The organism is Methylacidimicrobium tartarophylax, assembly GCF_902143375.2.
GTDB lineage: Bacteria > Verrucomicrobiota > Verrucomicrobiia > Methylacidiphilales > Methylacidiphilaceae > Methylacidimicrobium > Methylacidimicrobium tartarophylax.
In genome coordinates, this window is the sequence record NZ_CABFVA020000066.1 from 44,933 (window position 1) to 58,004 (window position 13,072).

The 13,072-nt window shown below is 55.9% G+C and carries 8 protein-coding genes and 4 pseudogenes; 10 read left to right on the forward strand and 2 right to left on the reverse strand.

All coding sequences use genetic code 11. From position 1 onward, the window contains the following. The first annotated feature begins 327 nt into the window (after nucleotides 1–327). The 9 genes and pseudogenes from MAMT_RS06095 to MAMT_RS06130 all read left to right on the forward strand — a co-directional run bounded on the left by MAMT_RS06095 (nucleotide 328) and on the right by MAMT_RS06130 (nucleotide 10,824). A complete protein-coding gene (locus MAMT_RS06095) occupies nucleotides 328–588 on the forward strand; it encodes a hypothetical protein (protein ID WP_178086955.1) in 261 nt (86 codons plus the stop codon). A gap of 31 nt (nucleotides 589–619) precedes the next feature. Next, nucleotides 620–1,528 carry a glycosyltransferase family 2 protein gene (locus tag MAMT_RS06100; RefSeq protein ID WP_142660103.1) on the forward strand — a complete coding sequence of 303 codons (909 nt, stop codon included), beginning with the start codon at nucleotides 620–622 and terminating at the stop codon, nucleotides 1,526–1,528. Then, nucleotides 1,525–2,349, forward strand: coding sequence for a class I SAM-dependent methyltransferase (locus MAMT_RS06105; protein ID WP_178086956.1), 825 nt, complete (start codon nucleotides 1,525–1,527; stop codon nucleotides 2,347–2,349). The genes MAMT_RS06100 and MAMT_RS06105 overlap by 4 nt, the downstream gene beginning before the upstream one ends. Nucleotides 2,350–2,552: 203 nt before the next feature. Continuing rightward, nucleotides 2,553–3,443, forward strand: coding sequence for a class I SAM-dependent methyltransferase (locus MAMT_RS06110; RefSeq protein ID WP_178086957.1), 891 nt, complete (start codon nucleotides 2,553–2,555; stop codon nucleotides 3,441–3,443). A 130-nt stretch (nucleotides 3,444–3,573) separates the two neighbouring features. After that, the gene (locus tag MAMT_RS06115; protein WP_142660106.1) at nucleotides 3,574–6,987 is read left to right on the forward strand and encodes a beta-galactosidase; all 3,414 of its coding nucleotides are present in this window, start codon (nucleotides 3,574–3,576) and stop codon (nucleotides 6,985–6,987) included. 688 nt (nucleotides 6,988–7,675) lie between these two features. Then, nucleotides 7,676–8,776: a glycosyltransferase family 61 protein gene (locus MAMT_RS06120; RefSeq protein ID WP_178086958.1), complete on the forward strand. Its 1,101-nt coding sequence runs from the start codon at nucleotides 7,676–7,678 to the stop codon at nucleotides 8,774–8,776. 206 nt (nucleotides 8,777–8,982) lie between these two features. Beyond that, nucleotides 8,983–9,420 (forward strand): annotated as a pseudogene (locus tag MAMT_RS11985) (transposase); the annotation flags it as partial. A gap of 127 nt (nucleotides 9,421–9,547) precedes the next feature. Further along, nucleotides 9,548–9,853 (forward strand): annotated as a pseudogene (locus tag MAMT_RS11650) (ATP-binding protein); the annotation flags it as partial. 59 nt (nucleotides 9,854–9,912) lie between these two features. Continuing rightward, the gene (locus tag MAMT_RS06130) at nucleotides 9,913–10,824 is read left to right on the forward strand and encodes an FkbM family methyltransferase (protein WP_178086960.1); all 912 of its coding nucleotides are present in this window, start codon (nucleotides 9,913–9,915) and stop codon (nucleotides 10,822–10,824) included. Nucleotides 10,825–11,174: 350 nt separating this feature from the next. Here MAMT_RS06130 and MAMT_RS12005 read toward each other — a convergent pair. Next, nucleotides 11,175–11,671, reverse strand: a pseudogene (locus tag MAMT_RS12005) (transposase family protein); the annotation flags it as partial. Between the two features lie 311 nt (nucleotides 11,672–11,982). Here MAMT_RS12005 and MAMT_RS06140 point away from each other — a divergent pair. Next, nucleotides 11,983–12,726 carry a class I SAM-dependent methyltransferase gene (locus MAMT_RS06140; RefSeq protein WP_142660109.1) on the forward strand — a complete coding sequence of 248 codons (744 nt, stop codon included), beginning with the start codon at nucleotides 11,983–11,985 and terminating at the stop codon, nucleotides 12,724–12,726. Nucleotides 12,727–12,863: 137 nt separating this feature from the next. On the opposite strand, the pseudogene MAMT_RS06145 reads toward MAMT_RS06140, so the two are convergent. Then, nucleotides 12,864–13,072 (reverse strand): annotated as a pseudogene (locus tag MAMT_RS06145) (IS1634 family transposase); the annotation flags it as partial.

The following is a 13,072-nucleotide window of genomic DNA, read 5'->3' on the forward strand; positions in this document are numbered from 1 at the left end:
CCGCTGGGATCGAGCACGAGTCGGCGCTGCCACCTCTTGGCTGCGGGACACTGGTCGATATTGGAGCGAATCGGAGTCGGCTTGCCCTGGCGGCCCATCGCTGTTTGCCGGAGGAGCACATCTTTCCTTTGAACCTTTCGTAAACCCTGGCAACCCCTTCGAAGACCTTTTTTCAGGGATACCCGAATCCGGCTTACGCGGGCAGCAATCGCCCCAACGAATGGCCTCGCTATCATGCCCTTCTTGTCATGGGACGAGTCCTCATCCCTTCTGGGGATCGGCCCGCTTCAGGATAAGTGTTTCCCCGGAACTGGAGAGAAAGCGAGGGTGAGTGTGGGAGAGGGATGCGAGCGGAAAGCTTTGCGCGGCTGCGAAGACCTCCTGGCTCTCTTTGAATTCGCGTACGCCGAATGCTCCTTCCGAGAGCTTTACTGTCGACAGGCTCTCGCGGACGAGGCGCTCCGATTTCCCGACCGTTCTGGCTTTCGCTTGAACGGCGTCTACAACGTCGCTTGCGATACTGAGGGACAAAGCATCCAAGCCGACTTCTTTTTTCGCCATTCGCCGGGGCAGAAACTGGAGCGTTGAAAGGCGAGCCGACCTTCCGTGGGAATGACAAATGAACGTTTCCATTGTGATTCTTACGTATAACTCAGAGAAGACAATCGGAGCCACGGTCGAAAAAGCCTTAGCAGCTTCCGACGATGTGCATGTAGTCGATTCGTACAGTACGGATCGGACGATGGAACTCCTTCGGTCATGGCCGGTGCATGTCGTTCAGCACCCATTTGAGGATTACGCCCGACAGAGGAATTGGGCCATGCGTGAATTGCCTATCCGGCATCCCTGGGAGCTTCATCTTGACGCCGACGAGATGCTTTCTCCCGAGCTCGTGCGGGAGATTCTGGCGCCCGATCCCGTCGAAGGGGTGGACGGATACTTCATCCCAAGATTGGTCTGTTTTTTAGGAAGAGTACTGCGCCACGGCGGCATATCGCCTACATGGCACATGCGATTATTTCGGCGCGGCAAGGGCAAGTGCGAAGACCGCCTCTACGATCAACACTTTTTCGTTCGTGGCCCAACCGGCAGGTTCCATAGTCCGATCATCGACAACATCGGGTTGGACCTGAGCGAGTGGACGATCCGACATAACCGCTGGTCAGATGCCGAAGTATTGGAACTGCAAAGATCTACTGAGGGAGAACGGATCTCCGGGCAGTGGTTCGGGAATCCAGTGGAGCGGAAGAGAGCATTGCGGACGGGTTACGACCGATTGCCGATTTTCGTCCGACCATTTCTTCTCTTTGGATATCGCTACTTCATCCGTGCAGGCATTTTAGACGGAATCGAGGGTTTCATCTTCTACGTCTTGCAAACATTCTGGTTCCGTTTTCTCATCGATGCCAAGCAGTGGGAGGCAAGACGATGCATAAACGGATTACCGGCGGAATCCTTTGGGTGCGCTCGTTCTGCCGATCAAAGAAGAAGCCGAGCGCAGCCTGCAGACAGGAGATCGGTACGATGAAAGACGCTCATTCTCATTCGGTGGCGGAGGCCAACTCTCGCTCGTACAACCAGTTGGCGCGTGAAAGGTACATCCAGGGCGCGCCGCATATTGGCCACCGCAAGCTGGCGGAGCTTTACGATAGATTGCTCAGCCGAGTGTTTTCGTGTGCCGCGGAGCACACGACGAGTCCCTCGGTCTTGGATCTCGGGGCGGGCGAGGGTTCTGTCACTCGAAAAGCATTGGCATTCGGAGCTAGGGTCACAGCAGTGGATGTCGCCCAGGCTCGTCTGGATCAGCTCCGGCAGGAGTGCTCGAAGCATTCGGCTATGCTGGAAACCATCCAATCCGACGCGATGCCTGCTCTCGAGTCACTTCGGAGTCAAGGCAAGCGCTTTGATGTCGTGATGACTGTTGCCTTCCTGCACCATGTGCCCGATTACCTCGGGCTCCTCCGCCAGGCGATAGGAATCCTAGGAACGCACGGCCAAATTCTGACATACGAGGATCCTCTGCGGTACGATTCGTTGCCATCGTGGAGCAGGCTGGTCAGCCGGGTCGGCTATCTTGCCTGGAGACTGGGACAGGGAGATATCCTTGGCGGAGCAACGAGGTATCTGAAAAGAAGACGCGGCATCTACGGCAGGGAAGATGCGGACAATGTGGAGTATCATGTTGTCCGTAATGGAGTTGATCAGGACGCAATTCAACGTCTCTTCACCGAGATGGGGCTGCGTTCTGAGCTGACTCGATATTTCAGCACGCAATCCCCATTTTGGCAACGCCTGGGAGAGCGCGTGGGGGCGGTGAACGCATTCAGCGTGCGAGGCTGGAAGCCTTGAAGGCCTCGTAGTGACTTTATGCAGAAGGAAGATGCAAACACGAGTGTCACGATTTTACTCGGGACTAAGAGCGATCTGCTCGCTCCTTCTCTTGATGTGGAGGCGCAATGCTCAATTGCGGCCCTTTGAAACGGGATAGAAGACGGGCGCTTCGCCAACTGGACGAACAGTTCCATAGAAAAACAAAGGAAGGATTGATGTCGATGCACATAGACCGTCATCTCTTATTTCGCATTCTTGGGTATCGGGCCGGTCTATTGCACGGAGACACTCTCCTCTGGGATCGGTGGAGCTGGCTGTGCAAACGCCTTCCTCGAACCGCTAATGGAGAGAAGCTACTCGATGTGGGTTGCGGAAGCGGAGCGTTTACCATCGGCGCCAGCTTGCGCGGATACGATTCGGTCGGAACTAGCTGGAGTCACGCGGATCTGGAAGCGGCGACCATAAGGGCTGAGCTTTCGGGAGCCAAGAGGGCAAAATTCCTCCAGTTGGACGCGCGGCTTCTTCACGAGCAAAAGCAGTGGAGTCAGCATTTCGATGTCCTGCTCTGCTTGGAGACTGTCGAGCATCTCCTGGACGACGCGGCTCTCTTCCGGTCGATGGCGGCATGTCTGATTCCCGGAGGCCGTCTCTTGCTTACCACTCCTAATTTCCTCTACCGGGCAATCAGCAAAGAAGATAATGGGCCTTTCCAGAGGGAGGAGCTTGGCTGGCATGTGCGCAGGGGATACACCCCCTCTATGTTGTGGGAACTCTGCCGCGAGGCGGGTCTTTGGATCGAGGAGATCTCTTACTGCAGTGGATGGTTCAGTCAAAAGGTGACGGGTCTGATGCGGCGAGTCAGTGTTCTTCATCCATGGCTCGGATGGGGGGTTTCTCTCCCATTTCGTCCGGGGATTGCACTTCTGGATCGATGGATAACCCGCTTCTTGGATTGGCCTTCCTTCAGCATCGGCCTGGTCGCATACAAGCCGCGAAATCTGGCTCGCGCCACTCCGCCCTTACAGGGGTTTCCGGAGGATGGCGCTGCAAGCCTGACTGGTCTGGGCCGACAGGAAAAGGCGAAGGGCGGTATGGCCGAAACGGCATTTTAGCCCCTTCGGAGTGATCGGCGCCGGTAGGTCGCCTTGGGTGCGGATTCGCGGTGCCGAACTTTCGAGCAAAAGTTTGAGAACAACGACGGGAAGAGTCGTGCGTCGACGAGGTAAGAAAATCGCTCGGCGAATGGCGATGCCCTTGCGCACTCGGGCCGTCGCTACCGCGCTTCTGCGCTATGTCGCGTTGGGATGTGGAGTTCTCTTGCTTTTGAGCGGGCGGCTCGCCGCCGAGGCTTCCATTCGAATCGAGCCTCTGCCTCAATTGGCGAATGTCGAGAGTTGGCAAGCGCCCAACCGGACTAAGGGGTTTGCCGTTGATCAGCAGGCAGATCGTCTGCATCTTGTCTTTTCGTGCCGACCGGGGAATGCGCAGACACTTCTTCTGAAGCATCCGCTCGAGATCCCACGTTGGGCCAACAGCCTTACTTTTTTAGGTATCAAAGACATCCCACACGGAACCCAACTTAAGCTCGACTTCCTGGTTCGGGATAGCGCGGGTAGGGAATATCGTTTTTACACGGAATCGATCGGGTCGGGACCCGAAGGGGTCTATCGGGGAAGTTGCTACACGACATCATGGACTCCTGTGGGAGCTGTTCGGTTCAGTGTGCCTGCATTCGGATCCCGGGCACGAGGCGGATATGCCTCATCCCTTCCGGGAAATCCCGCTCCCCAGCCTCCCTACACCTTGTTGGGATTCTTTTTAGAAGGACAGTACGAAAGCGCGGACCAGCCGACCAACCTTCTGTTCTGGGGCTTTGCGCTGGCCCGTCTCAATCCCATCGACTCCGAGTTCTATTACCTGTTTAACGATCAGGAATATTTCGGAGAATTAGACCCGGTCCCTTCCCTGACGTTGGCGGACTTCAGCTATTCGGCACGAAAGCTTCAAGTGAGCTGGGAGGTTCGAGACGATTATGCGGGCATGCCGGTCCTCGCGGGTGGAGCAACCTACGATCTAGCGCCGAGCAAGGAAGAGCCCGGCGTGAATCTGCTCCAACTGACCGAGCCCCTGCCCATCCCCATTCGGAATCCGGGTACGTATTGGATCTCGGTCCGTGTTCGGCAATCCAACGTGGAGAGCATTCTGCCCGACAAGATTGAAGAAAAAGAGTATCGGCTCTTCATCCCCGGGCGGTCCAAAGAAAAGATGACCACCTGGCCATTGTCTCGGCCGATCCCGAATCAATATGTCAGGATCGGCTCGGCGGCTCGGGATGGATCCTATATCTATGGCGTGCGGGAGCCTTTTTTGGTCCCCGTAGCCTTTTTCCGTCCTCCGGGCGAGTTCCTCTACAAGATTCATGTTCGGCGGTACCCATGGAGAGAAGAAGTCCGCTCGATCGACGTTCAACCTGCGTGGCCGGGAGATGCTCCTTTTGTTTATACGCTAGATCTGCGGACGTTGCCCGCCGGCCTTTACGAGATCGAAGCCGAGATCGCCACGGAACTACGGCCTTTTGATCGTGTCACACGGCTGGTCGCAAAAAGGGAAAACACAAGCCGACTGACGGAGAATCCCGACCCGATTCCTGCGGAGGTTCCCTCGTTTCAAGACGAACTGGCTCGAAAAACTCCACTGCTCTCGGTTACCCCAGTGTTCGACCGCACGGCGGACGTGGACCACCGATGGAAAATCTTTACGGAAGCGGTGAAAACGCTGCCTCCCATGTTTCCGACGATCGAATGGATTGTCCCCTGGGCTCTGCTCGAGCCCTATCCCGGAGTATACGATTGGAGCGAGCTGGATCGCATCTTGAACTTTGCGAAGGAGAAGAGAATCGGCATCTACCTTTGGATTGGCTTTGAAGCGGGATCGCTCCCGGAATGGATGCCCTCCTCCTACGCGGAGGACGAGGATCATAGGATTTTCGGCATTACGCCGCTCTATCTCTTTCATGGTGGCCGGCTCAACTATTTGGCTCCGCCGCTAAAGGCCCACATCGAAACCCTCATGTCCAGGTTGGCTGCCCGATACCGTGGCTCTCCGGCCCTGCACGGATATTTTATCATGGATGAGAGCTATGGCCGGACGCCGGGAGGTTACGAGCCGGAAACGCAGGCGGAGTTCCGGGCGTATTGTCAGAAGCGGTGGGCTACCCTTCAGGAACTCAATAATCGGTGGGAGGCAAAGTTCATCGATTGGAGGGAGGTAGGCTCTCCGCCACGCGACTCTTCGGACTCCTGGAAAGCGGACTGGTGGGATTTCTATCGCCTGCGTTTGGGCTCCTTTCACAAGGAGATCGTCGAGGCAATTCGTGGACAGGATTCCAGGCGACTGATCTTCGTGGAAGGATGGTATTCCTGGGAGTTGGAGCAGTGGATGAGGGACCATGGCTGTGCCATGGCCAATGGTGGAGCACAGGATCCGGCAACCCTCGGCGGCGGCATGATCGAGCGAGCGGAGGTGGAATTTCAGGAACGAAGTGAATCGGTTTCGTTGATGTGGGGAGACGATCCTACTCGGATCGAGGACACGGTCTTTACGGCGACATTGGGCGGGGGCGGGAACTGCATTGGCCTGAGGACGTATCTCCCCATGGAGCCGAATCATCCGGACGCCTGGGATAAACCGCCGGTTTCCCTTGATCGCCTGCGGAAGTTCGTTCCGATCCTCGGTGAATTGCGACAAACGATCGCAATGCCTTTTGACGCCTACCTCTTCTGCGAAAATTTTCAGAATCCGACGCCCTGGGCTATGATGACCCTGGCTCAATCGGCACTTACCTTTGGCGTTGGCTCTCTGCCCAAGGCTTTTCGGAGCAAGATGCTCTTCGTCATCCAGTCGGAGCAGCAGTTGCGGGAAAGAGTGATTGAGCAGTTGGTAGAGTACGTCAGGAAGGGAGGCACCCTTGTCATGTGCGCAACAGCCGGACGGAAGAGCCCGGATCATCCGGGCGAGGACTGGATTCTCCTGCGCCAGTTTGGCTTTGGACCGCCAACCAGCGAAGAAGTTCGCTATTATGTACGAGCCAGGGCGGTTCCGGGAACAGTCTTCCCCTCGGGCGCGGGTGTCTTTGAGCTCTATACCTGCGGACGGGGGCAATCAACCCCTCCGGGGGCACAAACGGCGGCATCGTTTGTTGAGGATCCGCGAGAGCCGGCGATTAGCTGGAGGACCTTTGAAAAGGGGAAGGTCGTAGTGATCTGGGCGTCCGAGATCGTGCCTCCCATGGTGAGCGAAGGGCATGGGGAAGGCCATCCTTCCTACCCTTTTCTTCGCGACATCGCCTCGTGGGGAGGGGTGCCCCTCTTCCTGGAAAACATGAATGTGCACTTATGGGCGAACCTGCTCAAGCGAAGATCGGAAGGAGTCTACTATTGTCTCGTGGGTCGGCTGATGTGGTACGACCAGCCGGAAAGAAGCGGTGAGGGAGTTATTCGCTTTCCCTTGCTTCCCGATGGGCGTTACCGGGTTTCCGAACTTGTTTCCCAAGCTGAGCGCGGCGTCATGACCGCCGATCGGCTCAAAAAGGAGGGACTCCCAGTTGCCCTGTCGCCCCGAGAAGTCACAATTCTACGGCTGGAGCGGGTAGACTGACTCCTGTTTCGCCTCTAAAAACTGGGAAAGGTCTACTGGAATTTAAGGCTCTTCGCTGTATGGAGTGGTGGTGGGCTGGATTCGTATTGGAGGAATGGCAAGGAACGGAATTCTTGCCATCCGTCGTCGACGGATTCTGGGGAGGGAGGAGGGCGTCAAGGGCACATCAGAGTTTCTTCAATTTTGCGGCGTGGGGCTTTGGGAGATAGAAAGAAAAGCTCCAAATGAAAGAGGAAAAGAGCAGCAGCAAGTTCGCACTGCGCTATGGCCGCGAGTTCAAAGAAAACGCAGCGGCTCTGGTTCAAACGGGCCGTTCGATCCCTGAGGCGGTCGGGCTTTTAGCGATTCGAAGCCTCTGGCCGCCGAATCGCCTGAACAGTACGAGATGCGATGGGTGCTCCAGGAGAACGCTAGAATAAGTCTACCGCGCATGGGAAGCCCTGTGGACCATATGTTGTGGCCAATGCGAATGCAGCACACTAGCCAGGCGCCAGGCTAGGCCCGGTCACGAACGATGACGACGAGATTGCGGACATTGCTACGCAGGATTTTGTGGCACTACATCCCCTGGCTTCGCCCTCTCTACCTTTTTGCCCAATATCGCATCATTAGGCCAGCGCGAATCCGCATCGCGCGGTGCATCGCCGCAATCGCTAAGACCCCAGTTGATGAGAAACCACCCCGGGGAGTGATTGAGGACGTGCGAGTCTCCTTCGCGGAGCAGCCCGATATGGGAGCGCTGCTACTCACCAAGAACTTCGATTGGGTGACCGGAGATCCCACTGTTTTCGGCCTCGGCTCCAGAGATGAGCTATGGTTGAAAAAGGCACGGCCTATCGATGTGTTTTCCTTGCAAGGAGCAAGGGTCTGCTCCTTTTGGGGGGTAATCATCAGTAATGACAATCGCCTCGTCGCTGAGGCAACCCCGAAACTCGCACCCACTCACTCCGAGCATTCCTTGTTCATGCGGGCGAGGTTGCCGAGGGTGACCAGATGCATTGATAGAGCAGCGGTAGTTTTCACGGATTACATTAATGCGCGCAATTATGCTCACTGGCTATTTGAAATTACCTATAGGCTGACTCTTCTCAAGAGCCTGTCGGACTGGCCCGCTCTGGACGCAATCATCGTCAACGTAATCGACCTGCCATTTCAGGAAGAATTGTTCGAGTTAGCGGAGGTACCCAAGGCGAAGATTGTGCAGCTTAGCCCGGACCTAAATCTAAAGATCAATACGCTATATATTTGCTCGCACGAGTCGCTTGGAGTGCAACCAATACCCAAGTGGGTGGCTCATTCTGTAAGAAGCCTAGTTCTTGGGCAATCTGATAGCGGCAAGGAACGACTCAATACAAAAACAAAACGCATTTATATTTCTCGTGGAGGCAGGGCGAGACGAGCCTTAGTGAACGAGACCGAAGTGATGGAGCTGCTTTCGAAACGCGGGTTTGAAGTCATCTACCCCGAAAAGTGGACCGTGAAAGAACAGGCTAGAATATTTCAGGACGCCGATTGTGTCGCGGCGGCTCACGGGGCTGGGCTCGCCAATGTTGTGTTTTGCAGGCGTGGCGCACGCGTTCTGGAGTTCCGGGCGCCGTTTCTACCACAATATGCGATGTATGGCTACTTAGCGGCACAGTGCGAGGTCAAGTATCACTGGCTTGATTGCAAGGTTTGGAAGCCGGAGCGGATTAGGAACACTATAGATCCCGAGTTGTGGGTGGACACAAAGGAGCTGGAAGGAAAGCTTCAAGAGCTATTTGCGGATAGGGACACTTCGCTGATGTGAGGGGGAACGTGTCATGTTCCGTAGCGGCTCTTCGCTGTATGGAGTAGTGGAGGGAGCGGATTTGCCATTGAGGGATGGCAAGAAAGGGTGTTCTTGCCATCCGTCTTCGACGGATTTTGTGACCGGGCGATTTGCCGTCAAGGACACTTTGAAGTTTCTTCGATTTTGCGGACAAGGGCTTTGGGGGATAGAAAGGAAAACCCCAAATGAACAACGGAAAGAGCAGCAGCAAGTTCGCGCGGCGTTATGACCGCGAGTTCAAAGAGAATGCGGTGGCCCTGGTGCGAGGGGGGTGTTCGATTCTCGAGGTAGCTCGCGATCTCGGCGTTTCCCATTGGTCGTTGAATCTGTGGATCAAGGATGCCCAAGGCGGTCGGGCTTTCAGCGATCCCAAGACTGTAGCGGCCGAATCGCCCGAGCAGCGCGAGCTGCGAAGAGCGGAGGGCGCTCTCTCCGCTGGGGGCCGGCCTTCGTATGAGTTGACACGGGAGCTGATCCGGCTGGTCAGCAGCGACGCCTGCGTTGAGGTTGACGCTAACTACTACTCGGTGCTCTGGAGGCTGATCGGCGAGACGGTCCGGGTCCACCTCGAAAAGGAGGTCATCGCGATCAGCCGCGGGGCGGCCGAAGTGGCCCGCCACGCCCGGCTTCCCGCCAGCCCGGAGCGCTCGAGCGGCCCCTGGGCACTTCGAGGGCCTTACCGGGCTGGGCTTTGCTCGACGACCGACCGCGGCGGTTCTGGAGACGCCCGCCGGAAGCGGCGAGTTGGCTCGACCGCTGGCCGAGTACGAAACGGTTATTGGGGGAGAGCTTCCGATGACCGACCACGAACCGCTCCTAGCGATGCTGACCCGCCTCAAATTAACGGCGATCCTCAATCGGATCCTCCGCCACAGCCATGGGATCACGATCCGTGGGGAGAGCTATCGGCTCAAGGAGAAACGGCGCGCTGGGGTGCTGCTGGAGCAGCACCCTAGCCTTTTTGCCGCAACCGTTCAGAAACCAGCAGAAAGGGTTCAATTCCACAATATCGCCAGGGGATCAGTTCCTGATGTCGGTCGACAGAAATGGCCTTGAGAGAGCGGTCTGGGAAAAAACGCTTGGCGCATGAAGCTTTCCAAGCTACGGAGCGAGAGATGCCAAAAGAAGCATTGGAAGGAGGGTCTGGATGGCGAGAAAGGGCTAAGCGATGGCTTGCGGATCGCGACATCCAGATCTTTTCACATCTGTTGGCCTTGCGCGGGCTTTACCGGGGAGCGGAGCTTCCCGGTCTTTCAAAGGCAGCGATCCTCGTGGATTACATGCGGATAAAAGCGTCTGTGGGACATGGCAAAGAGGACGATGGTGTTGTCCGAATCGCCGGTCGGACCTGGGCTTGCCGAAAAAGAGCGGCGCTGGCGCTGTTGCAGGAAATTTTTGTCGCGCGCGGTTACGAGTTTGTCTCGGCCAATCCGGCTCCGCGCATCCTCGACTGTGGGGCCAACGTCGGGCTGGCGACCCTCTTTTTCAAGGTCAGCTACCCGCGTAGCCGTATTGATGCCTTCGAAGCCGATCCGAATCTGGTAACCCTTCTCGAGCGCAATATTCGAGGTAACGAACTTTCTGACGTGAACGTCCATTGCTGCGCCCTGGCGAGAGGAGAGGGTGAGATCGACTTTTATCGGAACGAAACTTATACTACCTGCGGGAGCGTTCAGGCGGACTTATGGGGAGGCGGCAAGTCCGTACGCGTAAAGGCGCGTCGGCTCTCGGAATGGATCGGAGATGAGGTCGATTTTCTAAAGATGGATATCGCAGGGGGCGAAACCGAGGTTATCGCCGAGTTGTTCAAATCGGGAGCGCTCGCCAGGGTTCGGGAAGCCGTGGTCGAGTATCACCATAATCACCAGAACCTCGAAGGATCGCAGCCGGGCCTAGCGCGGTTCTTGGATTTCTGGGAGCGAGCCGGCTTTTCCTATCAGCTGTCGGCGGATGGGCGGGCGATCCGTTGGCCCCGGATTCAATGCATTTTGATTCGATTTAGGCGGATTTCGGACTTACAAGGTTAAGAGGCTCTTCGCTGAATGGAATGGACGGAGGGAGCGGATTTGCCATTGAGGGATGGCAAGAAACGGTGTTCTTGCGATCCGTCTTCAACGGATTTTGTGTCCGGGCGATTTGCCGTCAAGGACACTTCGACTTCGTCGATCTTCCTTGACGGCGGATTGGGAAGCCCGCCTCGTTCTCCGATCCTCGGCGTATGGAGGCGAACAAGCTTTTTGCGAGGGCCTTACCGTTGGGCCCGGAATGGAAGATGACCTAGCTTAGTCCTCTAAAGCCTGCTTAAACCATTTAAAGGATGGCAACGCTCTCACCCCGATCTATTTCCCAAAAAGCAGTACGCAATGATCTGGGCCCTGACCCAACGGGCGGCTCGATCGATGGCGACGAAGACATAACGGCGAGAAGTCTCGTCGGCCATCTGGGGCAGGTATTTGAGGTCCACATGAAAATAGCCCGGCAGATAAACTTTAAAGGGTTTCGTGGGATTGGCCGGTTTTTCCGGTTGAGGCAGTCGGGAGTGGCCTCGACGCCGCAGGAGCCGACCCAAGGCCGAGCGGGTCATGGAGGGTTCGATAAATTCGCGGATGACGGCCAGCAGATCGTCCAGCGGCAGCCGGAGCTGCGTGCGCAAGTAGACCACCAGCTCTTCCTGTCCCGAGTTGAGTGTTGTCGGAAGACGATGCGGCGTGTGGCTGGCGTCCGCGGGCGTTATCCCGCTTCCGCCACCGACGACTCGTCTCCCGAGTCACGCGAAACGCCGTCGCCAACTCGTAATCGCTACCCGTTGCCCGCCCGAATCGCCGCGCGGATTGCCGGCGTAGTCGTCGCATTCTTGTGCAGGGTGATTCTCATATCTTTACCTCGGCTTTCCAGCCTGCCACAACCTCGCGCAGCACCGCATGCCCGATCAGCAACGGATGGCGATTTTCTAGTGCCCTGTATTCGACTTGACCTAACATACTGTCAGCAAGGCTTCCCATGCGCGGTAGACCTTTTCTAGTATCTTCTCCGCATAACAAGCACTGCCAGAATGCTGCGCACGTGTCATGCCATTTAGCATGCAGGGCACTAGAAGGTAATCATGCGAACCCCGACAGCTATGAGCCTCACCGAAGAGACAAAGTCTTATTGAAAACGACATTTGCAAGAGGAAGAAAACCATTATGGAAGGTTTCTTAAAAAGCGTTCTTACAGGCGGCAACGATAGAGGGGGAAGATTTCATAACTGGGATGGGAAGTTTATTGGATGGCGGGAGATGGGCCGTTTGCCTGAGAATATATTCTACTTCATTCAGTCAAAATGCCTCGGCGAACGACCGGAATTGCCGTGGTGGCCGTTTCCGGCAGTCGATGCAGTTAACGCGGTCATCAGACCCGAGTCAATGGTCATTGAATTCGGATCGGGCAGTTCAACGCTGTGGCTTGCGAGACGTGCACGCGAAGTGGTTTCCATTGAAAGCGATCCCAATTGGCACGAACGAGTAGACGGTCGTTTAAGAAAATGTCGGATAAGCAATGTTACGCTATTGCTTAGAGATCCGAAAACTTATTCATGTTTAGATGATTTTGCTGAACGATACTTGGATCTGGCAGTAGTGGACGGGTATGATCGGAAGACATGCGTCCGAAACGTCTTGTCAAAACTCAAGAAGGGTGGATACTTGTATTTGGATAATAGCGATGCGGATGAGGATTGTGCTCTGAACGGTCAGGGCGAAGCGAAGGAGGCACAGAAGCTAATTAAAGCGTATTGTGCGACTCATCCAGGCGCTAGATTGCAGTGCCTTAGCGGTCTCATGATCGGCAACCTTCAGTCTAGCGAAGGGATGCTCTTGCAGTTATCCGAACTTCCCGACGACAAGTCAGCGAGACAAGACACGAACGGGAAAGAGCGAAAAGAGCTGTAGCCAGAATATAAATGGTGTTTATTTATTTTTTATTTTCTGATTGATATATAGCGATCTGGTGCATATTCTCTTGCTTGACTTCCTTTGAGTAGCGGCACAACTCATTGATGCGGAAGGACAGGCCTTTTCGCTACTGGCTACATGGCTGCCCAGGCCGACGGCTGGGCGAAGAGCGGGAGCAGACGAAGTTTTCCCAGGAGCCGATTCAGTTCCCGAGGAATCTTGCTCAAAAGACGAACGATCGGCTTGCCTTCGACGGAGAGAATACCGAGGCGGATTGCTTGAAGGCGCCGCAAGAGCGCAGGAACGCATTTAAAAACGCCGCGCTTGCTCCACTCGGCGGCCA